General features: G+C 37.7%; 23 protein-coding genes and 3 pseudogenes. 13 read left to right on the top strand and 13 right to left on the bottom strand.

Features of this window, described 5'->3' with window-relative positions; genetic code table 11:
- Positions 1 to 336 precede the first annotated feature (336 nt).
- Complete coding sequence (locus tag ACOWPH_RS00665; protein WP_015213507.1) at positions 337 to 534, top strand: hypothetical protein; 198 nt, start codon at positions 337 to 339, stop codon at positions 532 to 534.
- On the opposite strand, the gene ACOWPH_RS00670 is transcribed toward ACOWPH_RS00665, so the two are convergent.
- Positions 522 to 710: a hypothetical protein gene (locus ACOWPH_RS00670; RefSeq protein ID WP_015213508.1), complete on the bottom strand. Its 189-nt coding sequence runs from the start codon at positions 708 to 710 to the stop codon at positions 522 to 524. The two genes, ACOWPH_RS00665 and ACOWPH_RS00670, sit on opposite strands and share 13 nt — an antisense overlap.
- Before the next feature lie 89 nt (positions 711 to 799).
- On the opposite strand from ACOWPH_RS00670, the gene ACOWPH_RS00675 reads away from it, so the two are divergent.
- Together ACOWPH_RS00675 and ACOWPH_RS00680 are read left to right on the top strand one after the other, a co-directional pair.
- Complete coding sequence (locus tag ACOWPH_RS00675; protein WP_015213509.1) at positions 800 to 1075, top strand: hypothetical protein; 276 nt, start codon at positions 800 to 802, stop codon at positions 1073 to 1075.
- Between the two features lie 297 nt (positions 1076 to 1372).
- The gene (locus ACOWPH_RS00680; RefSeq protein WP_015213510.1) at positions 1373 to 1768 is read left to right on the top strand and encodes a nuclease A inhibitor family protein; all 396 of its coding nucleotides are present in this window, start codon (positions 1373 to 1375) and stop codon (positions 1766 to 1768) included.
- Between the two features lie 157 nt (positions 1769 to 1925).
- Here ACOWPH_RS00680 and ACOWPH_RS00685 read toward each other — a convergent pair whose 3' ends face one another.
- Together ACOWPH_RS00685 and ACOWPH_RS00690 are read right to left on the bottom strand one after the other, a co-directional pair.
- Positions 1926 to 2297: a hypothetical protein gene (locus ACOWPH_RS00685; RefSeq protein WP_015213511.1), complete on the bottom strand. Its 372-nt coding sequence runs from the start codon at positions 2295 to 2297 to the stop codon at positions 1926 to 1928.
- A gap of 301 nt (positions 2298 to 2598) precedes the next feature.
- On the bottom strand, positions 2599 to 3912 hold the full coding sequence (locus tag ACOWPH_RS00690) for a DNA/RNA non-specific endonuclease (protein WP_015213512.1): 1314 nt from the start codon (positions 3910 to 3912) through the stop codon (positions 2599 to 2601).
- Positions 3913 to 4011: 99 nt separating this feature from the next.
- On the opposite strand from ACOWPH_RS00690, the gene ACOWPH_RS00695 reads away from it, so the two are divergent.
- Entirely contained in the window at positions 4012 to 4209 is a 198-nt protein-coding gene (locus ACOWPH_RS00695; RefSeq protein ID WP_042464702.1) for a hypothetical protein, read from the top strand.
- A gap of 76 nt (positions 4210 to 4285) precedes the next feature.
- On the opposite strand, the gene ACOWPH_RS00700 is transcribed toward ACOWPH_RS00695, so the two are convergent.
- From ACOWPH_RS00700 to ACOWPH_RS00715, 4 genes and pseudogenes are all read right to left on the bottom strand, one after another.
- Entirely contained in the window at positions 4286 to 4534 is a 249-nt protein-coding gene (locus tag ACOWPH_RS00700; protein ID WP_015213513.1) for a type II toxin-antitoxin system RelE/ParE family toxin, read from the bottom strand.
- A complete protein-coding gene (locus tag ACOWPH_RS00705) occupies positions 4534 to 4791 on the bottom strand; it encodes a type II toxin-antitoxin system ParD family antitoxin (RefSeq protein ID WP_015213514.1) in 258 nt (85 codons plus the stop codon). The genes ACOWPH_RS00700 and ACOWPH_RS00705 overlap by 1 nt, the downstream gene beginning before the upstream one ends.
- Positions 4792 to 5244: 453 nt before the next feature.
- Positions 5245 to 5826, bottom strand: a pseudogene (locus ACOWPH_RS00710) (ISLre2 family transposase); the annotation flags it as partial.
- 34 nt (positions 5827 to 5860) lie between these two features.
- On the bottom strand, positions 5861 to 6034 hold the full coding sequence (locus tag ACOWPH_RS00715; RefSeq protein WP_190645364.1) for a hypothetical protein: 174 nt from the start codon (positions 6032 to 6034) through the stop codon (positions 5861 to 5863).
- Positions 6035 to 6223: 189 nt separating this feature from the next.
- Here ACOWPH_RS00715 and ACOWPH_RS00720 point away from each other — a divergent pair.
- From ACOWPH_RS00720 to ACOWPH_RS00730, 3 genes and pseudogenes are all read left to right on the top strand, one after another.
- Positions 6224 to 6880: pseudogene (locus ACOWPH_RS00720) on the top strand (IS701 family transposase); the annotation flags it as partial.
- An 11-nt stretch (positions 6881 to 6891) separates the two neighbouring features.
- A complete protein-coding gene (locus tag ACOWPH_RS00725; RefSeq protein WP_052334510.1) occupies positions 6892 to 7224 on the top strand; it encodes a TniB family NTP-binding protein in 333 nt (110 codons plus the stop codon).
- 18 nt (positions 7225 to 7242) lie between these two features.
- The gene (locus ACOWPH_RS00730; protein ID WP_242043058.1) at positions 7243 to 7560 is read left to right on the top strand and encodes a hypothetical protein; all 318 of its coding nucleotides are present in this window, start codon (positions 7243 to 7245) and stop codon (positions 7558 to 7560) included.
- Between the two features lie 264 nt (positions 7561 to 7824).
- Here the strand turns inward: ACOWPH_RS00730 and ACOWPH_RS00735 are convergent.
- Positions 7825 to 9491: pseudogene (locus ACOWPH_RS00735) on the bottom strand (IS1634 family transposase).
- Between the two features lie 163 nt (positions 9492 to 9654).
- Between ACOWPH_RS00735 and ACOWPH_RS00740 the strand changes: the two are divergent.
- From ACOWPH_RS00740 to ACOWPH_RS00750, 3 genes are all read left to right on the top strand, one after another.
- Positions 9655 to 10230 carry a TniQ family protein gene (locus tag ACOWPH_RS00740; protein WP_015213516.1) on the top strand — a complete coding sequence of 192 codons (576 nt, stop codon included), beginning with the start codon at positions 9655 to 9657 and terminating at the stop codon, positions 10228 to 10230.
- Positions 10231 to 10373: 143 nt separating this feature from the next.
- A complete protein-coding gene (locus ACOWPH_RS00745) occupies positions 10374 to 12041 on the top strand; it encodes an IS1634 family transposase (RefSeq protein ID WP_015213515.1) in 1668 nt (555 codons plus the stop codon).
- Positions 12042 to 12462: 421 nt separating this feature from the next.
- The gene (locus ACOWPH_RS00750; RefSeq protein ID WP_085930359.1) at positions 12463 to 13962 is read left to right on the top strand and encodes an IS5 family transposase; all 1500 of its coding nucleotides are present in this window, start codon (positions 12463 to 12465) and stop codon (positions 13960 to 13962) included.
- Positions 13963 to 14226: 264 nt separating this feature from the next.
- On the opposite strand, the gene ACOWPH_RS00755 is transcribed toward ACOWPH_RS00750, so the two are convergent.
- From ACOWPH_RS00755 to ACOWPH_RS00765, 3 genes are all read right to left on the bottom strand, one after another.
- On the bottom strand, positions 14227 to 15393 hold the full coding sequence (locus ACOWPH_RS00755) for a zinc-dependent alcohol dehydrogenase (protein WP_015213517.1): 1167 nt from the start codon (positions 15391 to 15393) through the stop codon (positions 14227 to 14229).
- A gap of 374 nt (positions 15394 to 15767) precedes the next feature.
- Positions 15768 to 16250: an SRPBCC family protein gene (locus ACOWPH_RS00760; protein WP_015213518.1), complete on the bottom strand. Its 483-nt coding sequence runs from the start codon at positions 16248 to 16250 to the stop codon at positions 15768 to 15770.
- Positions 16251 to 16324: 74 nt separating this feature from the next.
- Complete coding sequence (locus tag ACOWPH_RS00765) at positions 16325 to 17443, bottom strand: Gfo/Idh/MocA family protein (protein WP_015213520.1); 1119 nt, start codon at positions 17441 to 17443, stop codon at positions 16325 to 16327.
- A 628-nt stretch (positions 17444 to 18071) separates the two neighbouring features.
- On the opposite strand from ACOWPH_RS00765, the gene ACOWPH_RS00770 reads away from it, so the two are divergent.
- The 3 genes from ACOWPH_RS00770 (at position 18072) to ACOWPH_RS00780 (ending at position 20521) form a co-directional block, all read left to right on the top strand.
- Positions 18072 to 18440, top strand: a complete 369-nt coding sequence (locus ACOWPH_RS00770) for a hypothetical protein (protein WP_015213522.1) — start codon at positions 18072 to 18074, stop codon at positions 18438 to 18440.
- A gap of 838 nt (positions 18441 to 19278) precedes the next feature.
- Complete coding sequence (locus tag ACOWPH_RS00775) at positions 19279 to 19686, top strand: reverse transcriptase N-terminal domain-containing protein (RefSeq protein WP_244887753.1); 408 nt, start codon at positions 19279 to 19281, stop codon at positions 19684 to 19686.
- On the top strand, positions 19640 to 20521 hold the full coding sequence (locus tag ACOWPH_RS00780; RefSeq protein ID WP_422665656.1) for a group II intron reverse transcriptase: 882 nt from the start codon (positions 19640 to 19642) through the stop codon (positions 20519 to 20521). Before ACOWPH_RS00775 ends, ACOWPH_RS00780 begins: the two co-directional genes overlap by 47 nt.
- A gap of 263 nt (positions 20522 to 20784) precedes the next feature.
- Here ACOWPH_RS00780 and ACOWPH_RS00785 read toward each other — a convergent pair whose 3' ends face one another.
- Together ACOWPH_RS00785 and ACOWPH_RS00790 are read right to left on the bottom strand one after the other, a co-directional pair.
- Entirely contained in the window at positions 20785 to 21303 is a 519-nt protein-coding gene (locus ACOWPH_RS00785; protein ID WP_015213523.1) for a hypothetical protein, read from the bottom strand.
- A gap of 1298 nt (positions 21304 to 22601) precedes the next feature.
- Positions 22602 to 23735, bottom strand: a complete 1134-nt coding sequence (locus ACOWPH_RS00790; RefSeq protein WP_015213525.1) for a hypothetical protein — start codon at positions 23733 to 23735, stop codon at positions 22602 to 22604.
- Positions 23736 to 23862 lie beyond the last annotated feature (127 nt).

A 23862-nucleotide genomic window follows, 5' to 3' on the forward strand; every position in this document is an offset into this window, starting at 1 on the left:
TCGAGCTTCAGCATAAATACAGTTGCAATAGTAAGTTTTTTGTGTAAAGTAAACACTAATTCGCTGAAATTATAAAGCATAGCGGCTTCACATACTTAACACTTCCTCATAAATAAACTGTATGGGATGCTTTATGAGAGTGGATATACTGGTCTGTCACTTCATCAAGAATTTATATTTCTTTGGGGTTTTCTTGATCCTCTAATTCATGCAAACGATCGCTGTTTTAGATATTGATAGCATTTCCTGGTTTTGCGGTTACTTGGCTTCTGAAACCAACTGCACCCAAGACAACCAGAAACCCCACCCCATCGGGGAATTATCGGGGTTTTTGGTATGGAACTGTTTCAAGATTTTACACCTTATCCCGGTCGTCGGTTGGTCATTGGTAATACTGAGAAATTTGCTGCTTTACCCCAGGAAACTCAAGATACGGTAAATCAGTTTTTTGAGATTCAGGAAAAGTCTAGCGAGGAATCCCAACGAATTAATCAGGCAATCTTAGAAGAATTAGTAGTTAATCAATATCCCTGATAAATCCACTCGCGCCCTGCCTTCTCTGCTGCTTCTGGGGTATAATAAATCCTCCGTTGCCCAAACACCGAACCACCAGCACTAATTAACCGGAACTGCCAGCAATCCAATTCTGTGTAGAATACCAACAAGGTAACATTCTCAATAATACTAACTAAATGAACTTTGGTAGACATGGTGAGTATGTTTAGCTGTCTACCTTAATCAAAACATATTTACTCAAAAACTATGATCTTTCCTCCCGTTCTTAAGGGAAATTGATGTTATGCCCAAAATCCCAGATTGTAACCGCTGTCTTTTTTACTCACACAACCCTCACCTTATATGTTCTGTTCATCCATCGGGAGTAGAAAGTGATAATTGTATTGATTTTAGGGAAAATATTAGTGCAGAAGTTGAAGAACAATGGCAACCAGAAGGCGTGAGTTATTACAATGGTGAACTAATTTTACAACCATTCCCATTAACAATAGAACAACAATTAGAAATTTTAGATACCCACCCAATGTTTATCGGTTTTTGTCCCCAGTTTTGTTTGTAACTGGAAAGATGATATAGGGCTACTATTTGATTTTTGATAGCGTAGCGTGGCGTAAGCCATACAAGCTGTAAACCTTATCGAAACAACGATTAAGTCTCAGTATAATGAACAAGAATCAAACCGGATTCCTATAGTATCTGATTTGAGGGGTAAATGATAAGCAATAGACATCATTGAATTTTTTCTAAAAAAAACTACATTTGGAAAGATGACACTATGTGACTCTTGGGGGAAAATGGCGAATGATTACCTACGGTTTATTAAGAGATAGTTACACTACACTTCGTGAACGCTAAAATGACTAACACTATTATTGACCAGTTGAAAAAAGCTACAGACGGCTTATTGATGATGAGCGAGTCAGAATATCCGTTTGAAGTAATTTTATGGGAAGAAAAAGAACCTTTAACAACGCCAAAAATCCTCCAATTAAAAAATCATCCTCAAGATTCACCAATAGAGGAAGTTGAATTAGAATATTTCTTTAGAAACTGTGCCTTTGAAAAAGAGTGGCATAACGAAATCCAAAAAGAAGAAGTTAAGAAATTTCAAATACTTCTCCAAAGCCTTAAAAATAACTTAAATGAAATCAAGGTTTATCGAGTAGGTACTATCAGCATCGATGTCTATATTATTGGAAAAACTTCAGATAAAAATTCAGCAGGAATTTCTACAAAAGTTGTGGAAACCTAAACCCCATCTACGTTGAAACCTATAGTTTTTCTATGGCGAAAACTCAAGTTTTCAAGATGGATGGGTATAGTCATAAATTTATAAATCGCTATAAACTACAAAGCTTACCCTAATCTATGGATAGACTTTGTAGTTTTATTTTAATGTTCCAAAACATCTATTTATTCCATCTCAGATTAGAAGCACCTTGAGGCGTTAAACAAATCATATCTGCACCCTGATTTCTGCAAACATTTCCATTTAACTCATAAGGTTTTCCCAAAGAAGGGCGGGGTATAGACTGAGTTTGCTGTTGTTGGCTTTTAACATCAGTAAATTTTTGTTCACGTTTCTCCTGAAAATCACAAAACATACTTACAGTTTTCACACCTTCAGTTGTCATTACCATCGCGCTAGACTCTACATTTTCACAATCAAGTTGATTTGGTTGAATTACCTGAGCTTGAGATGGAGTTGCCAAAAACCAATTATTCAAAAAACATAACAAGAAGAGTAAATTCGTTAATTTGACACTTTTTAACTTGGGCATATTCTGTCTAATGGTAGCGTTGAATATCTTGAGGCTAATTTGTCAGCAATTCTTATTTTAAGGTTTCATGACATTGAAACCCTTACATTCATAGGGTTTTATAATTCTTAACGAATCCGGGTATCGCTGAAATGGCGCAAACTCGTTTCAAAATGAGAATTGCTGCTAATTTGTAAACCTGTCCACAGATGCAGACAGGCTTAATCATTTTTGAAGTTATCGAAACTTACAAATTATCAACTTTGCTGTTGGAATTTCGCCAACACTGATAATTTTATCTAATTTTGGAAATTATCGAAACTTACAAATTATCAACTTGTGCTTCAATTACAGACTGAATAGATGTTGAAACTTGTGAAAGAAAATCATACCCAGTCAAAGATTCAATACTGTCTACAGAAACTCTGTAATTTCTCCAGTCAGCAGTTCTAACCCCTTGGGCATTGGGAATATTAACAGCAATCACTCTTGTAGATGTAGTGACACCAGAAACTCCAGAACCAGGTGTATTGAGAACAACTATAATTTTCCAAGTGCGATTAGGAACTGTAACCTTACCACCAGCAATAGTATTGAATGTGCCATTGCTTCCAGTCCCACCCGTTCCATATCCACCGGAAATTATATAGAGTTCTTTTCCTTGACTGACTAGGGTTCTAGAATAGTCTTCTAAGTTTGCCCAAATCCCCTGATTATTATCGGGTGCTTGAGCAATCATGTTACTCATTAAAAAGGTGCTGGAATTAACTGCAACTGTGCTAGTTCTGTCAGCACTAGGAGTCATGTGACCTCTATCAAATCCGCTACCACTGAAATCTGTACCCTGAACTTGATAACATCCAGAAGGTAAGGTAGTGTCTGCACGAAAATCATCCTGTCTGGGAGTTGAGCCTAGCCACGAGGAGTTTAACTGCCAAGATACCCAATTAGGACGACCCAACGTACAATTGTACCCAACTGCATACTGAGTTTTATTAAGCAAATAATTATCTAAATTGGCAGTTGCCGCACTGCTAGGATTACCCATTGTTAGGTGAGGACTTCCACTACCGCCACCACCACCTGAAGTACCAGAATCAGTGATGCTAATATCATCAATGTTAATTCTGTTAGCAGTTCCATCTGTTTTTTTTACTTGACAGCGAACTGTTCCAGAAATATTTGGTGTAAAGGTTGCTGTGGACAGTGTTGTCGAACTGGTAGTAACTGATGAACCTATTGTTGTCCAGGAACTACCGCTATTTGTTGAACATTGTAAATTCCAAGTGCTGCTACCATCTGTACCATATTTGGCGTGTTTAATGGTAACTGTGCCAGCCCCAGTAGTACGATCAAATTTCATGGAGATCGTACCACTATTGCGAATTCTTGCAGATTGGGTTCCGCTTTTGGCATCACCTGCTAAATTTCCAATTAAGGCATCATTTAAATTCCAAACACCTGTGCTAAGGGTGACATCAGCCGCTGCGTAACTGCCTTTGGAGCCAGATTCAAAACCCTCGATAATAGTTGCACCTTTGGCGCTAAATAGGGTGTTGAAGGTAATTAGTAAAACTATGACTAATCCTGTCAGCCAAGCATTACGATAAATTTTTGTCCAAAAATTCGCTATCATGGGTGTGATTTAACCTGTGTTTGTTCAGTAGTTATCAGTAAATCCACAACTTTGGAATTTACTGGGTTTGATTTCGATGTAACAACAGGATGATAACTAATGGCTTTGCTTACGCAGGTTAAATTCTTGTTAGTCTTAGATTATGGCGAAAGCGATCGCTCCGCGTGGCTTGTTTGTTGGGAGGGGTACGCCGTAGGTTTTGAATATTTGATGAAACTGCTGAAAGGAAATCAAAACTTGTCAACTTTTCTAGCTGATCAATACTGGTTCGATAAACTTTCCCATCATTATCAATAAAGTAGCTAAACTCCAAAAACTACCAATTTTCATAAATTTTATCTGACCATAAGTGAATTATTCTATTGCTGTATAATTACAGAACGGGAATTCCTTGGTTGATTGGGGAGTAAAAAATCAGATAACTTCCTACCATAAAACTCCGTAAACCTGGCACTAATTCATCACGTTTTCTGCCCAGACCAGGATTTTCTGCCAGAATTTTGAGTTTGTTTTCTATCTTTTGTAGGAAACTATCTGCTTTTTCAAGGCTTTGATTAGCAATGAAATCCCAAGTATCTAACAAATCAGCTTCGGCAAGGGGTTTCTTCAGAATAATTGCCATTATTTAGACTGTTTCTCCTGCCGTTGTTGTTTTGCTTTGGCAATGATTTCACTCATGTTTAAGGGTGTAGATTCTCCGCTATCAATACCTTGTTGAATGTCTCGTCGTAACTCAGCAAGACGTATTCCTTTCAGGGCATCCTGTTCTTTGAGTAGCCGCAGTCCTTCCCGAATCACTTCACTGGCGGAAGTATACATACCGCTTTCTACTTTAGAATGTACCCACTTTTCTAGTTCGGTGGTGAGAGAAACGTTCATTTGCGCTCGCTAAAAAGGCTTCTACTAATCATTTTACTGGAAATAACAGAAAATAACAAACTTTGTTATTGTGTGGATCTTAAGCAATAGAATTAACGACGCTTAGGAGAATTAATCGCCTGTACAGGCCGTTGTTTAACTTCCTCACCCCGGCTACGCCACGCAAGCTATCGGTAGAGGGGAGCAACGCGATTTTGTGAAGTCGGGTAAAAAAATGTGCTTTTAGCTACTGGTACTACAGACATAGCTAAAATATTTTTCTAACATTGAAGTAAATTAAATCACATGAAGAAATAAAATTGCACGACAAAGTATCTTCTCAAAATATCTCAATAAGACTTGCATTCAATGATTTGGGGCTGATTAAAATAAACTGCTTACGCCAGTATTTTAATAACTCAGTGCTTATTAATGCAAAAACGCCGATTAAACAGCAGTTGGAGGTATAAAATATTAAACAGTTTGAGGATGGATAAAAGAAGTAAAAATGGAATTGCAGAAATTATTCCAGTTTCCAGCTATCCATTGACAACGCAGATGTAACATAATTTCCGCATTTTCTTTTAACCAAAATTTACTGTTTCCTTTCATTCTTAAATTGACAACTTGGCGGATTAAACTCTCTATAGCACCACTACCAATAGGTAATTTACGAGCTAAAACTTTAGAGTAATTTAAATGCCCTTCCCGATAAGCGCGTAAAAGATAATCTCTTTGTTTAACCAGAGCTTTAGAATGCTCTGCTGCTGCGGAAGCAATAAATTCATCCATCTCCTGAATTAATATTAGAGCCTTGCCTTTTTTGAGCATTTTCCTAGCTTTTTGAAACCAATTTTTTCGTTCTGTTTCATCAGAAAAAGCTACATCTGTAAACATTTGTAAATGTTCGGTGACGTGGTAGAAATCAAATAATTGATAAGTTTCAGATGGGCAACCTAACCGTTCTAAAAGTGGAGGAATCCGTTTCCAAATCCATTCAGCACCATCAGCAATGAAGAATACCTGTTTTGCCTGACTTATTCCTAATCTAACCAGGGTTAGCGCATCTCAAACCCTATTGACAGAGGAATTACAGTAGAGGAGAATAGTTTGCTATGGATGCTGCTAACACAGAAACCATGTATTGATCATTCATCGCAGCTCGTCTTGATTTTTGTCGAATACTACCAGGACTTACGCAACTGGCACAGGCGATCGCTATATCATAGTATTTTTGTACTGAAATAAGTGACGCAACTGGCAAAATGAGTCTCGGCGCGGCGGTTCCGCGCCCCCTCAACAACTAGGGTTAAAAAAACCAAACTCCAGTAAAAAGGGAATTTTGCAATTATTAAAATAGATTTTTAGTGGCAAACATCATAAATAATAAAAATACTATTATTCCTGAAATGTTAGAATAATCAATACCATGAATTATCAATTCTGATTTAATATGAAATTTACTAAATTAGATTATTGCCAATATTTGCTAAGTAGCCAAATCAACTATACTATTACTAATTTGGCAGAGCATTTAGAAAATATTAGTCATGATAAAATTAACTACTATTTAAAAAAAGAAAAATTAACACCTCGTTTACTTTGGGATAATGTTAAAGATGTAATCATGACTGATGATAACGGTTACATTATATTTGATGATAGTGTTTTAGATAAAAGGTATTCTGAAGAAATTGAAATAGTCAGGAGACAATATAGTGGTAACGAACATGGTGTAATCAAAGGAATTGGTGTTGTCATCTGTGTATATGTGAATCCTAAACTTCAAAAATTTTGGGTAGTAGATTACCGCATTTTTAATCCTGATGCAGATGGTAAAACCAAGATAGACCATGTTAAAGAAATGCTGTAAAACCTTGTGTATCATAAGCTTTTACCATTTGATACCGTTTTAATGGATACATGGTATGCGGTACACAATCTGATGCTTTATATTGATAGTCTAGATAAAATTTATTATTGTCCTTTAAAGGATAATCGTTTAGTTGATGATACTTTTGGCAAAGAAAAATATAAACGTATTGAATTATTACAATGGAGTGAAGAAGAATTAGAATGTGGTAAAATAACAAAAATTAAAGGGTTTCCCGCCAATAAAAATTGTTATGGACACTTGGCGACCCTGCTTATGATAAAGGTACAATTGGCAACCAAACAATTCGTTTAATTGGTCTGCTTAAAGATTGCCAGGTTGAATTAATTATTCTCGATGAATTCCAACACTTCATTGACCGAGATTCAGAAAGAGTTCTCAAAACAGTTTCTGATTGGTTAAAAACTTTAATTATCGATACAAATTTGCCCATTATTTTAATTGGCTTACCCGAAGCTGAGGAAGTTCTTAAACTTAAATCTCATTCTCAACTCAGTCGCCGTTTTGCCAATCGTCATTATCTCTCGTCTTTTTTATGGCAGACAGATTGTGGTGCATAATTTCGGACTTTTTTACATTTGTTAGAGTCAAAGCTACCTCTATATGAAGCGTCAAATCTTTCTGAAGTATATACAGCAAGAAGGCTTTACTATGCCTCAGATGGAATTATTGCTCATGTGATGAAGCTAGTTCGGTATGGCACTTATTTAGCTCTTAATAAAAATCAAGAAAAACTGGACTTAAATATTTTAGCAATGGCTTTTGAGAAGTTTGTTCAGGCTGATAAACCTGGAAAGATTAATCCTTTTATTACTGATAATTTTGAGATTGAGCCAGTTAATCTTCCGACTGTAGATTTAGAACCCACATTCCGCAGATGTGACTCAGATTATTGATATTTTTGAAAAATTCCAGCCAGGAAAATTTTATCTACCTAATTTTTCTGGCTGAATTTAACTTTATTTGCCAAAAGATAGAGCTTATTAAGTAAGTTAATTTCACAAGTTTTTAAAATAGATTCTCTCTCTCAATTAAAGTAGTCATTTTCGGTAAAATAAACATGACAATTAAAGCCAAGAATATTTCCGTCTTCGCTAAAAACTTCTATTTACTACTTTTACCCTTGAACTTTCTACATCTTTTAGGTCAAATAAACCACATCAAGTAATTAGATAATATTTACTACAACTCTTTCCTAAATATCTGACAATCTTTTCACGTTCCTCCGTTAAATTGCTCATTTGTTTCTGTCCATTTATGATTACCAAATGTACAGCCTGAAACATCTGAAATACCCACCTCATTGTCGGTTTATTTGTGATTTTCTTAACTTGATTTCTAATCCCATCATCAAATTTAGCTAATTCTTGCCTTAATTTTCTTTGGGCAAGGTTATAGACTAACAAACACAATCCCATTATCATTGCTATTGCTTCTACTCTTTCCGGGGTTTTGACAAATACGCTTGATGTAAAAAACAATGGGTCTTTTAAAAATCTAAATCCTCTTTCGTTAGATTGTTGAGCTTTGTATTCTTCTAATACTTTCTCATCACTCAATTCATTTCTATCTAATACATTCGTTGCTAATATAAATCTCCTGCGTTAATTTTTTTCAGTTTCTATTACTTCTTCTCTTGTTTCTATTTGACCTTTTATTTGATATTTTATTTGACTTGGTTCGGTCAATTTACTTGGTCTACCTGCTGTTTTATATTCTAGTTTCTCTATGTATTCAATTTCTTTTATTTGGTGATATTTCCAGGATTTTGATAGCTTTTCTATTACTATTTTTGCATCTGGCTGACAGGCGAACTCTTGTCTGGATAGTTTGCTGAGTGCGGCTTTTGCTTTTGCTTCCTGTTTTTTGACTTGTTTTTCTACTTGTTGGATACTTGATTTTTTTCTGATTTCACTTTCTACGATTATCCATCTTTGTTTTATGCCTGCATATTCTGATTCTTTGGCTGCTATTTTATAGCCTGATATTTGACTATCTTTCCATTCTGCTTCTTTTATATCTACAATTTTATTTTTTGCTTCTTTGATACTTAGTGGTACTCTTGTTATCCATTTCAGTTCTCTCATTGCTGCTAAGTTTTCTGCTGTATATAAGGCACTGTCTGCTACACTTATGCCCTCAAATGTCCATTGTTTTTTAAATTCTTTTAATCTTTCTACAAATACACTTTTATCATCTACGTTTCCTGAGTCTACTTTTAAATATAATGGGATGTCTCCATCTCCTGTTACTATCATGTCTATGATAAATTGTTTCAAGTCTGGTCTTTTATCTCTTGAATATCCGTGGACTATTTCTATTGCTTTCATCTCCGGTTCTATTTCTAATTTATTCTCTTCTGTTTCTTGCTTTATTTCGTCTATTTCTTTGATTTCTTTTTGTACTCTCCTTCTACACTCATTGATGTCCCATCTAAATGAATACTATCCATTTCTACTTGGAATTTATGGGCTGCTTTTATGGCTACTGCTGTAAATATCTTGGTTGTTCCTATTTGATGATATTTGTCTAGTTCTCTTCCTAGTTTGTCGTCATTTAAATGCTCTGGTAATACTCCTTCTCCTATTAAATATTCTGTTGCTTTTCCTACAAAAAATTCCCCAAATAGATATAATGGGGCGCTTAAAAACCCTAATCCATTCAATATCATCGCTTTTACTACTTGTCCTGGTGTTAGGGTTTCTTTTGTTTTTATTCCCACTATTTTATTCACTTCTTCTACCAATTCCATCTCGTCTATTATTCCTGCTACTATTCCTAAATGGTCTATATCTAGGGTTTGTATGGCAACTTGAGACTCTTTCACGGTTTTTCCCTTCTCTATTTGACGCTTTTTATTTTAACAAATAAAAGCCTGAAATCCTTGCTAGACAATCTTTTCAGGCTTTTCTTTCTCTAAATTTTTAATTCCTAAATTTGCTTTAACATCTGCGGAATGTGGGTTAGAAGTTGGCGCTCTTGAAGAAAATATGCCTACTCAAATGCTGCTACGAACTCCAAGTCCCTATCAAGATGAAAGTCTAGCTGGTTATCTTATTCGGCTAAATGAAAGTAATTATTATTCATCACCCAATTGGATTTTGCAACTAGCTGGTCTACATATCAATCGCAGAATTCCGCTTGGCAACAATCTTGATCAGCCTTCAAAGCTTAGTCAACTTATTCAAGTCAAGGATGAACAGATCCGGTTAATGGCTTCTCTTCCTCATCAATTAGGTGGGGATGTTAATTCTCGGCAATACACCATTTCTAATTATGCTAGAAAACTATGTCCTTATTGTTTAATCGAATCTGTTTATTGCCGCAAAATTTGGGATTGGGATTTAGTCACAGCTTGTTCTCTACATAAATGTGTACTGATGACACAATGCCCTGGTTGTCAAAAAAATATTCAGTGGTGTAGACCCGCAGTCGCTCGTTGCCGATGTGGTTTCGATTTTCGCACAGGGCAAGCACAAACAGCCACTTTTCACCAAGTTAATCTGTGTGCATACTTGTTCTCATTAGAGAAAAGCCTTGCTACTGTGCATATTCACAGGAATTAATATTTAGCCCACATTCCGCAGATGTTAAAGCAAATTTAGGAATTAAAAATTTAGAGAAAGAAAAGCCTGAAAAGATTGTCTAGCAAGGATTTCAGGCTTTTATTTGTTAAAATAAAAAGCGTCAAATAGAGAAGGGAAAAACCGTGAAAGAGTCTCAAGTTGCCATACAAACCCTAGATATAGACCATTTAGGAATAGTAGCAGGAATAATAGACGAGATGGAATTGGTAGAAGAAGTGAATAAAATAGTGGGAATAAAAACAAAAGAAACCCTAACACCAGGACAAGTAGTAAAAGCGATGATATTGAATGGATTAGGGTTTTTAAGCGCCCCATTATATCTATTTGGGGAATTTTTTGTAGGAAAAGCAACAGAATATTTAATAGGAGAAGGAGTATTACCAGAGCATTTAAATGACGACAAACTAGGAAGAGAACTAGACAAATATCATCAAATAGGAACAACCAAGATATTTACAGCAGTAGCCATAAAAGCAGCCCATAAATTCCAAGTAGAAATGGATAGTATTCATTTAGATGGGACATCAATGAGTGTAGAAGGAGAGTACAAAAAAGAAATCAAAGAAATAGACGAAATAAAGCAAGAAACAGAAGAGAATAAATTAGAAATAGAACCGGAGATGAAAGCAATAGAAATAGTCCACGGATATTCAAGAGATAAAAGACCAGACTTGAAACAATTTATCATAGACATGATAGTAACAGGAGATGGAGACATCCCATTATATTTAAAAGTAGACTCAGGAAACGTAGATGATAAAAGTGTATTTGTAGAAAGATTAAAAGAATTTAAAAAACAATGGACATTTGAGGGCATAAGTGTAGCAGACAGTGCCTTATATACAGCAGAAAACTTAGCAGCAATGAGAGAACTGAAATGGATAACAAGAGTACCACTAAGTATCAAAGAAGCAAAAAATAAAATTGTAGATATAAAAGAAGCAGAATGGAAAGATAGTCAAATATCAGGCTATAAAATAGCAGCCAAAGAATCAGAATATGCAGGCATAAAACAAAGATGGATAATCGTAGAAAGTGAAATCAGAAAAAAATCAAGTATCCAACAAGTAGAAAAACAAGTCAAAAAACAGGAAGCAAAAGCAAAAGCCGCACTCAGCAAACTATCCAGACAAGAGTTCGCCTGTCAGCCAGATGCAAAAATAGTAATAGAAAAGCTATCAAAATCCTGGAAATATCACCAAATAAAAGAAATTGAATACATAGAGAAACTAGAATATAAAACAGCAGGTAGACCAAGTAAATTGACCGAACCAAGTCAAATAAAATATCAAATAAAAGGTCAAATAGAAACAAGAGAAGAAGTAATAGAAACTGAAAAAATTAACGCAGGGAGATTTATATTAGCAACGAATGTATTAGATAGAAATGAATTGAGTGATGAGAAAGTATTAGAAGAATACAAAGCTCAACAATCTAACGAAAGAGGATTTAGATTTTTAAAAGACCCATTGTTTTTTACATCAAGCGTATTTGTCAAAACCCCGGAAAGAGTAGAAGCAATAGCAATGATAATGGGATTGTGTTTGTTAGTCTATAACCTTGCCCAAAGAAAATTAAGGCAAGAATTAGCTAAATTTGATGATGGGATTAGAAATCAAGTTAAGAAAATCACAAATAAACCGACAATGAGGTGGGTATTTCAGATGTTTCAGGCTGTACATTTGGTAATCATAAATGGACAGAAACAAATGAGCAATTTAACGGAGGAACGTGAAAAGATTGTCAGATATTTAGGAAAGAGTTGTAGTAAATATTATCTAATTACTTGATGTGGTTTATTTGACCTAAAAGATGTAGAAAGTTCAAGGGTAAAAGTAGTAAATAGAAGTTTTTAGCGAAGACGGAAATATTCTTGGCTTTAATTGTCATGTTTATTTTACCGAAAATGACTACTTTAATTGAGAGAGAGAATCTATTTTAAAAACTTGTGAAATTAACTTACTTAATAAGCTCTATCTTTTGGCAAATAAAGTTAAATTCAGCCAGAAAAATTAGGTAGATAAAATTTTCCTGGCTGGAATTTTTCAAAAATATCAATAATCTGAGTCACATCTGCGGAATGTGGGATTTAGGGCTTGCTGAATAACCCTAAAACCTAGATAAATTAAGAGATTAAGGGGCAAAAAGGAGAAAAAGGTGCAAGGAAAAGGTATAAGATAAGTAAAAACCCTTGCATCAAGGTGCATCAAGATGTATCGAAGAGCGCAAAAACAAGAAACGCCCCCAGAAAACTTTGAACTACCCTTTGGGGGAAAACTAGCGTCAGATAACCGATGGGTAATCATGGCAAACATGATACCGTGGTCAGAGTTTGAAGCAGAATATGCAGCTATATTCTCAGAAGAAATAGGCGCACCAGCGAAAACATTTAGAATGGCATTAGGGGCATTAATAATCAAAGAAAAGTTAGGGATAAGTGATAGGGAAACAGTAGAACAGATTAGGGAGAATCCCTATCTACAATACTTTATAGGAATGTCAGCTTATAGTAATAAACCACCATTTGACCCTTCGATGTTAGTTCACTTTAGAGAAAGAATAGATATAAACTTAGTCAATAAATTGAATAGAGAAATTGTCAAACAAGGATTAGAAATAAACGAGGAGGCAGAAAAAGAAAAAAAGTCAGAAACCGAGGATTTAAAAAGTGAGATGAACAATCGGGGAAAATTAATATTAGATGCCAGTTGTGCGCCAGCAGATATCAGTTATCCCACAGACTTAGGATTATTAAATCAAGCTAGAAAGCACACAGAAACAATTATAGATATTTTATATAACTCCCTAAATGTAAAAACCATAAACAAACCGAGAACATACAGGAATATAGCGAGAAAGAATTATTTATTAGTAGCAAAAAAAAGAAAAGTAACCATTAAAGAAAGAAGAAAAGCTATAAAAAGTCAACTGCAATATATCAAAAGAAATTTATCTCATATTCAGCAGTTAATAGATGTAGGTGCCTCACTTTTAAACCTGAGTAATAGACAATATAAGATGTTACTGGTAGTAGGAGAAATTTATCGCCAACAACTTTGGTTATATGAAAATAAAAAACAAAGTATAGAAGACCGAATAGTCAGTCTCAGCCAACCGCATATCCGTCCGATTATCAGAGGAAAAGCGGGTAAACCAGTGGAATTTGGAGCCAAATTATCAGCCAGTTGCTATGATGGATATGTATTTCTAGACCATATTAGTTGGGACAATTTTAACGAATCAGGAGACTTAAAATCACAGGTAGAAGCCTACAAAACTTATACCGGGTATTATCCTGAATCAGTTCATGTGGATAAAATTTATCGGACAAGGGAGAACCGAGATTGGTGTAAAGAAAGAGGAATTAGAATCAGTGGACCTCCTTTAGGAAGACCACCTAAAAATGTCAGTAAAGAAAAAAAGAAGCAAGCTGCTTATGACGAGAGAATTCGTAATTGTATTGAGGGAAAGTTTGGACAAGGTAAAAGAAGATTTAGCTTGGGTAGAGTCATGGCTAAACTTCCTCATACTTCTTTAACTTCTATTGCTATTACTTTTTTAGTTATGAATCTTTCTACCCGACTTTCACGGGTTTTTTCTGTGTTTTTATGGCAATTTTTCCAAACAACATCTTTTTTCGTCAATTTTATTAATACAAGTTATGTTTTGGCTTCTCGCACACAACAAAAACTTATATTTTCCTTTGTCTGACTATTTAGTCAATTCTTCTCTTGTCTTGGAATGACTTTTTCAGCAAACCCTATTTATGTTCAAAATGCCCCAAATTATAGTTCTGGCTGGTGTACTGGAGTTTTGAGCGGAAATTTCACTTGATCTGCAAATTGATTTTCTGGGGAAAAGCCTTATTCCACAAGCGATTTCACTTTATGCGCGAATTACTTTGCCCCAAACCCTTATAACTTCGTTGTTCAAATTTCATCTTATGCGCGAACCCACACAAGCTTCACCATGAGCTTATGGCTTGAGAACAACTTTAATACAGTTATCCTGCTTGTGCTTGAAAATCTCATAGCCGTGGGGTGCTTGCTCTAGCGGTAGACGATGGGTGATGACAAAAGAAGGGTCAATATCACCATTTTGAATATGTTCCAATAGCGATCGCAGATATCTATGAACATGAGTTTGTCCCATTTTGAATGTCAGGCCCTTGTTCATAGCAGCACCCATCGGTATCTTATCTACAAAGCCACCATAAACACCAGGAATTGACACAGTACCACCTTTACGACAAGCCACAATTGCTTGCCGCAGCACATGGGGGCGGTCTGTTTCTAAACGCACTGCTTGTTTGGCCTTGTCATACAGACCTTCTAGACCCATACCATGAGCTTCCATTCCCACTGCGTCCATCACCGCATCAGGACCGCGCCCCCCTGTCATTTCTTTGAGAGCTTCACCAACATCAAGTTCTTCAAAGTTGAGGATTTCAGCGTTACCGTCTTTCGCCATTTGTAGACGTTCAGGAACACGATCAATCGCAATCACCCGTTCAGCACCCAACATATAAGCACTACGAATAGCGAATTGCCCAACCGGTCCACAACCCCAAATAGCAACAATATCACCAGGCTGAATCTCACAGTTTTCCGCTGCCATATAGCCAGTGGGGAAGATATCTGTCAAAAATACAACTTGTTCGTCTGTCAGTCCATCAGGAATCTTCAACAAACCAACATCGGCAAAGGGAACACGGGCATATTCAGCTTGACCACCAGCATAGCCCCCCAGCATATGAGAGTAACCGAAAATACCAGATGGGGAATGACCCATAATTTTTTCTGCCATCCAGGCATTCGGGTTAGAGTTATCGCACAGTGACCATAAATCCCTTTGGCAGAAGAAACAGTTACCACAGGAAATCGGAAATGGTACAACCACCCTATCGCCTACTTTGATATTTTTGACCGCGCTACCTAGTTCAACTACCTCCCCCATAAATTCATGACCCAGGATATCGCCCTTTTCCATCGTGGGGATGTAGCCGTTATAAAGATGCAGGTCAGAACCACAAATCGCCGTTGTCGTGATTTTAACAATAGCATCACGCGGATTAATGATTTTTGGATCGGGTACGCTTTCTAAGCGCACATCATTAGTACCATGCCAACAAATAGCTTTCATAATAATTTTTGGTGATTGGTGATTGGTGATTGGTGATTGGTAATTGGGAAGATATAGCCTTTCCCACTCTAGTTAGATACAAAATTACCCCTCCCCAACCCTCCCCTTAGTAAGGGCTACAGTGTACACAGAAGTCTTGAAATCATATTTAACACTTGGTTTTGCTACTCCAAATCCCAATTTTATAGAGAGATGGAGGTTTGAGTTTCGCAAAATATCAGGCATTTCAGGGGCTAAAAAACCTGAAACCTATGAGGCAACCACTTGTGTGTACACCGTAGCTTAGTAAGGGGAGGGTGCGCGACAGCGCGGGTGGGGTGTATTTCATGAGCTTGGGAATTGCTATAATCTCCCCTGCTCCCCTGCTCCCCTTCCTACCCATTACCTTTTGGTTGACCTTCTATGGTGGCAATTTCGCCAGCTTCGGCGATCATTTTGAAGCGATGCAGATCATCTCCAAGTTGCTGTTTTGGTTCTTCACCAAAGAGTTTGGCTACAGCATCTCCAATTGCTCCACCAGGGGGATTATATTGGGTCACGACTTTGACCTCAGTACCGCGATTGCCGGGTGCTGGCTGGAAGCTTACAGAACCAGAGTTATCAACATCTGCTCCTTGAACCGAAGCCCAAGAAATCAATTCGTTTTCCCGGTCTTCGATGATGACTGCATCCCATTCAATGCTGCTGTCTAATGGCCCACGGGTAACCCAGTGCGATCGCCTATCGTCGTATACCTTCACATCTTTGAGATGTTTCATAAAACGCGGCAAATTCTCAAATTTATGCCAAAAGCGGTAGAGTTCTTCCGCCGGTTTGTTAATCGTCACCACCTTTTCAACTTTGTTTGGCTGGTTCATAACCATTGCCTCCGCTGCTTTGTGTAGTTTCTAATTGAAGATGATGGAAATGTATTTGAATATAGGGTAATTTATCAATTACCAGCAGGTGAAGCGGCATGAATTAGCTCTGGTTTTTCTTCAGTAGCAGGACGCTCAATAGTTTGAGCCGATGTTGGACGTTGTTCACGCTTCAGAGTTTCTACTTTCATCGGCTGACCTGTTTCAATAGATTGGTAGAGCGCCACAATTATGCGAACATCATTCAATCCTTCGATTCCGGACGGCTCTGGGTCTTTATTTTGGAGAATACAATCTGAGAAATAGGAGAATTCAGCCGCTAGTTGATCATGGCTCTCAAAGGTACGTTCTTGAGTTTCACCATCAATAGTCAGATAATGCTTAATTTCTCCCTGCCAAGTGTAAGCAGATTCTACTCGGATGTCGCCTTTAGTGCCTACAACCTGGTAATTAGAAACTTTGGCTGCGCCAAAGCTACAGGTAAATGTTGCTAGTCGTTCATTGGGAAAACGCAGGATAACACTGGTCATTTCTTCCACTTCACTGAAACGTTGTTCTCCCTTGGTAGCAGCTACAGCAAACACTTCCGTTGGTTCATCTTGAAATAGATAGCGTGCGGCATTAATGCAGTAAATACCAATATCATAGATTGTTCCTCCTCCTGTAATCTCTCGTAAACGGATGTTTCCCTGTTCTACTTGTTGAGAGAATACAGAGTTGAAAAGTCTTGGTTCACCAATTTGATGAGAACGCACTATTTCTACTGCTTGTAAGTTTGCCTGTTCTAGATGTAAGCGATAAGCAATCATTAACTTGACACCATTGTCATTAGCAGCTTTCATCATGGCTTCGCATTCTTTTTCTGTTACAGCCATTGGCTTTTCACAAAGTACATGAATGGCTTGATTAGCTGCCCGCACAGTATAATCACAATGTAGGTGATTGGGTAATGCAATATAAACAGCATCAATATCACCGCTTGTTAGACAGTCTTCATACTCATCATAAGAATAAGTATGCTGAATCCCATACTTTTTACTGAGTTCTTCACGTTTTGTGGGGTCATCGGAAACTAGAGCCACTAATTCAGAGTTATCGGCAGAAGTAAAGGCCGGTAAAGCTGCTTCTTGAGCAAACCAACCTAAACCCACAACGGCGTAACGAATTTTGTTTTTTCCGTTTGTAGTTGTCATTGTAGACCTCTTGATGAAGAACTTGGTTTAAAAAATCATTCTTTTAGGGTGATGAAGTTTTTCAAGTATTCCCTCATACTGATGATAGAACTTTAATCATACTTAAGAGATGCTTTTTTCTTTCCATTTTCTTCTTAACTGACAAGTATTAGATGGAATTTGGAGAAGTATAGATAAAATGCAGTTGATGCCATTAATGTTGCCTTTAGTGGCTTCTTAAATGATATATAAGGTTTATCGTTTAATTTTTTTCTTAATTCATAAGCTAGTTTAAATTTATCAGTTGTCACCTGTTCAATTTGCAAATTACCTAATTCGGCGGATTGCATGATACCTTCAATAAAAGTTGTAGCCTCTTGAAAGTTTTCTCTTTTAAATAATAAAGAAATTAATTCATATAAAACATAATCACTGGTATATATCGAAGTCTTTTGTTGTTTTTATTGATAATAAACTTCTTTGACGGATTGATGATAATTATCTCTACGATGTCCTAAAGCTAACCATCCCCAAGTATCAATAAAAATAGACTTATATTTCATTATGATTACCCAAACTATATAGTTCTTCATCAATATGATCTGTTGATATCTATTCCAGCTACTCACCTGGTTTTGAGTGCGCTGCCATGAAACGTCAATACACCACCAAACGCAATCCTTGTCCTGTCTGTGGCAACCATCATGGTTGCGCTATTCGCCCAGATAATCTAATTGAGTGCCTACGGAGTTTCAGCCAACATGATACCCCGGCTGGTTATCGCTTTATCAAGCCCCTGCGTAACGATATGGGCGGGTTATTTGTTCAAGATGACCAAAATGCTCAAAACCAGGATAAGCTTCTTTATTCACCTCAAAAACGGGCTGACAGTAGACAAACAAATAGAAACCCCCAGGTAGTTTTTAATCACCTGCTTATGTTCCACAGCCAGCGATCGCAATTTCTGCAACTCCACATCAGCATTAAACAACTGCGAAATCTTCAATTCCTCCAATAACATCACCGCAGGAAGCAACTGTCCCCAATTAAAATCAGGCTTCCAAATCGCATTATTACCCTTCTCCACCTAGCTAGATTGTGGTCGGGTAGCAGGACTACAATTTAGCCAAGCTGTCATGAGGGGCGTGCGACGTGAAAGTTGTGTATTAGGCGCATCCGCGCTATAAGACCGAGAGGCTGTCCTCTCCAGAGAAGTCCTTCTCTCTGTCCCCACGTAAAAGGGTCATTGACCCCACCTACACTGATAGTAAGTAATGAAATCAGTGGAATGCAAGGTATGAAAGCTTACTTACTGAGAGCCTAAATTGGTAAAGCAAGCAAGGGGAAGACCGTCAAGGGTTAACGCTAGTGAACTATCTTAAACTTCGTGATGACAGAGAAGTGAAATCAGGCTGATACACTTCAACCAAAAGGTAAATGAGCAGGTTGCTGGAGTGTCCTAGACAGCAACGAAGGAACAAACGCTCATCGGAGTATAGATAGAACCCAAAACGGTCGAATGTCAAATACACAGAACACGGTAAGCCCTATGGATTCTCAGGGGAGTCGATAACCTGAGTAGGTCAACCGCGAGGAAGACATCAATAATATCCAGAGGGTAAAGGAAGTTGGAGAAAGCAAATGCTCCTGGTAATGCGGGAGATAAGAGTCAAGATTACTCTATGCCGAAAGGCAGCAGACTTCCAACAGGTATCCACCGATAAACCAAAGTAACGGAATAAACCAAGGTGAAAGATAGAGTCAGCAATGACATCGGAACTTCGGAAACGTTGTTAGATTGGTCAACCATTAATTGGCGATAAATCAAACGACGGGTAACAAACCTGAGACAAAGAATTTATCGGGCTACTCAGAGATGCCAATGGAATCGGGTCAGAAGCCTGATGAAACTGATGTTAAGGAGCTATTCAAACCTGCTACTAGCGGTGCGACGAGTTACCCAAGAAAATGACGGCAAACGGACTGCTGGCATAGATGGTCAGATAGCCCTCACCTCAGAAGCTAGGGTAGCACTGGTCAACCAGATGCAAGAATACAGAATATGGCAAACACACCCGGTTAAACGGGTTTACATTCCCAAGTCAGGGGGAAAACTTAGACCATTAGGAATTCCCTGTCTGGTAGACCGAGTGGCACAAGCAGTTATCAAAAATGCCTTAGAACCAAGTTGGGAAGCCCGCTTTGAGTCAAATTCCTATGGCTTTCGCTGTGGTAGAGGTTGTCATGATGCTATACGCCGATGATTTCCTAATTACGGCTGAAACTAAGGAAGATATTGAAGCAATTGTTCCCAAGGTTGTAGATTTCCTTCATGTTAGAGGCTTGGAACTAAATTCTGACAAAACCAACATTGTTCCTGTGGAACAAGGGTTTAATTTTTTGGGTTTCCATGTCCGAAAGTTCCACGGCAGTTGCTACATTATGCCACAGAAAGAAAAAGTCAAAGACTTTCTCAAAGGCATACGGGATTGGCTAAAAGCTAATAAGCAAGCCACTCCTGAAATGGTTATCTACCACCTCAACCCTATTCTTAGAGGCTGGGGCAACTACTACAAACATAGTGTCAGTACACAAGTATTCAGTTACGTAGACCACGAAATCTGGAAAGCTCTCTGGAAGTGGTCACTGCGTAGACATCCGAATAAAGGTAAGCGATGGGTCGCCAATCGATACTTCAAAACTATCAATGGTAGAAAATGGAACTTTGCAGCAACGGTAAAAGACCGACGGGGAGAATGGACTACCATTTCTCTAGTATATCTGCCGGGTATCAATATTGAACGGCACGTTAAGGTCAAAGGCGCTGCATCTCCTGATGACCCAGAGTTAAAACACTACTGGGAACAACGTCAAACCCGGTATGGCAAGACCTATTGGGAAAAGGGATCTAAGCTCTACAAAGTAGCAGTGAACCAAAATTGGCGTTGTCCAGTCTGCCACGAACACCTGTTCAATGGAGAAACACTGAATACACATCATCTTCTGAGTGTTGCAGAGGGAGGTACGGATACCGTAGATAATCTTGTTCATCTACATACATCTTGCCACCGTCATCTGCATCATCGAAAAACTCTCTGAATAACTGGATGCTTGAGCGGCTTGAGGGGAAACTATCACGAGCCGTTCTTTGGGGAGGGGGACACGGCGACGTGTGCCTCCTTACCCGACAAGATAGTCTGGAAACTGTGCTAGTGTCGGTGGAAGGATAATGTTGCCGGAATGACTTGCTTATGCTTCCAATTCACTTCGGCAACATTATCCTTCAAACCTCTCTAATGCTTGCAGTCCATATATTAAAGTTCAATGCATTGACACGTTGGCTGGGGTACAGTTAGGTTCTCTTAAGAATTTGCCCAGGTAGGAGTGGATGGACGCGCAGCAGAGATCGCATGGAAGAATGCAAATAGCCTGTGTTTAGCTCGACCATAATCTCGGTATTGTTGTAGATCGAAAGACCGTAATTCTTTTTCTATTACATCTTCGACATCAGCAGATAAATTTAACCTACCTTCATTGAGATAACATTCGGTTAAAAATAGCAGTTTCTCAACATTAATTTCGTTGATTTCCCATTGAATCTCGACAGGAAACTCATAATTTTTTTCTAATGTTCCACCACGGTAAACATTTTCTACAAGCTTATTGCCGATAATATATTTAACTTTATGGATGTCAGCCAGTCCTAGCAAATCATCAGCAGTTGGCTTCAATCCAAGACGACGACGGAACACAGAATCAATAATTTCATACTTACTATTGTCTTGAAATACTGTAACAACAACTGCTGCAATTCCTTCGATATCGCCATAACATCCGATGATGTTTTTACTTTCTTCACCACGAACAAACAAGATATCCATATGCAACAACTAAATTAATGATAGGGAATCGAGGTTATGAAATTCTCAAAGGTGAGACTGACAATGTAAAACTCAATACCGATAATCTATCAGATTTTTTTGTAAAAATGGAGGCTTTGTACAAAAAAAAGAACCTTTTTGTCAACAGGTTAATCTAAGATTAACTATTGATAAATTAATTGATAACCCAAGTTATCACCCGCCAGAGACTCCTATTCCTCTCATTGCTACTTTCGTTAAATCAAGGTTTTAAATTTTGCGTTGCCGAAAGTGACGAAAGAAGGATAATTAAAATATTTTTTATTAACTATTGGATAAACATATCTTTACTTATTGTTATAGGAGTTTGTCGCCGGGGCCTCTCAACTAACAACCCGCACAATGACAATACTATTTTCAAACACCCGATAAAAAATAATATATCCATCAATAGGAATACCCCTTATGGCAATTCCCAAGCTCATGAAATACACCCCACCCGCGCTGTCGCGCACCCTCCCCTTGGTAAGGGCTACGGTGTACACACAAGTCCTATTTAAGATTAAATCGGCGGTTAGAAACCGCAACTACACAGGCAAAACTCCTTCGGATTCGCCAGTTCCCTACGGCGGGTCTCCCGCCGTAGGGAATGGTCTCACCACCTCCGTGGGTTGAAAACTAGTATTGTTTCTTAGTCCACGCAGGTGGACTTTGTTTGTGTAGCCGTGATTTATAATCGCCAGGGCTTGTTTTGGGTAATCAGATCACTTGTGTGTACACGGTAGTTGGTAAGGGGAGGGTTGGGGAGGGGTAATTTTGTATCTTACTAGAGTGGGAAAGGCTATAATACAGAATCCATATTTCCATAACTACGCACGATTTTAGGAAACCTCGCTATATTGCGACATTATAAGCCTGTATCAATTCCTGAGTTTCTGGTTTGACTTGAATATTCATGATGTATTTTCCAATTAATAGCCTATCCAAAAATGCTAACAATTATGGCTTACGCCACGCTGCAATATTACATTTTCTGCCTGTACCTGTTCTAACAATAAAATAAATCTAATCTAAAACCCAATAACAGAAGTTGCCTTGCGGCGTTGTTCTGGGGATACCTCCAGATAACGCTGCAAAGTCCCCAAATCATTATGTCCGCTAACGTCTGAAGTCCCAGGGCTTCCGACACCCGACACCTGGTATAGAGACAAATGGCAAATAAAGCGCGATCGCGTGGATTGGTAAAACCTTTAGACATGGATTAGTTTTTTTGTCAATGCGTAACTCCTATAAACGATAAGCTTCATGACAGCGGTTAATTAAAGCCTTAACAACCCTGCCTTTTGTAAACGTGAGAGTAAACCAGGACGATTGCTGTAATCTGTTTGCATTTCCTGAACGCGTAACTTAAACTGCTCTAGTTTTCCTTGATGTTCAGCTAAATCGCGTAGATTTCTCAAATGTGCAATTGCATCATCATAGGGTTTAGATTGTTTGAGAGCAATTAATCTAAAAACCTCCTCCCATAATTTCGCTTCCTTGGGAACTAGTGCTAACAATTGACGAATTCTTGCCTCCTTTGCCGCTTTAAGCTCTTGTTCTTGGCGAAGTCTGCTACAATCCTCCGCACTAGCTATTAATTGAAAAAGCAATCGTCTATTACTATGATCTTGAACTAAAGCAATTTGACTATTAGATAATTCTTTCAATCTTTTTGCTAATTGAACTCCAATTAATGGCTCATTCTTGAGGACTTTAACCAAAAATTCGTTGCGTTCTGCTTCTGGTAAACTTGGAATTAATGCTTCTAAAGACGTAAATTCTGCCTGTGTAGAATTACTAGCTGTAGCTGCTACTGTAATTAAATCATTATCAACCTTAAAAAACTCAACAAAACTTTGCAGCGAGTCCGACAACTTTTGTAAATTGGCAGGTACAGGTGGTTCTAGTACATCTGACTCATCTTCCGATAGCTCATAATCATCGCATACTCTAGTTTTAGCTTTTAACCAAGCCAAATATAAAACCCGGAAATCACCTTGCAATAATTCATTTCTCAGTGATGCTAAATTAGACAGCCACCCTTCACCTTCTATCCAATCTCGATATTCTTCATCATTAATATTGATATCAAGAATTAGATAATTTGAAGTATTAGAAACAGAAATACAATCATCTACACAATATTGCTTAATTAAAGTAGCATCTACCAGTTTTTTCGGCAACCGAAATAAAAGCTGTCTTGTTCCCCAGTTAGCCATGTACAACATGACATCAAAACACTTTTCTAACAAATCTTGGGGGTTGCCCCGAAAGTCACCGTAACTATAAGTGAAAGCTGCTTTTGTTGGTGATAATTCCACTCGACTAGAAAGACTTTCAACGTAACTTTGTTCAGTTTTTGTTAATATTCTATCTAAAGCTTGAAATTCATAATACTGGTATTCACTCATAATCATCCTCTTTTGACTATGTGAAGTATTGTATCTCCCACAGTTACCAAAACTGTAACGGTGATCAAATCTCACCCTGCTCAGGACTATTCTAAGTAAGAACAACAGGGCAACTATCTTGAGTGTG

This window comes from Anabaena sp. PCC 7938 (genome assembly GCF_049315035.1).
GTDB lineage: Bacteria > Cyanobacteriota > Cyanobacteriia > Cyanobacteriales > Nostocaceae > Anabaena > Anabaena cylindrica.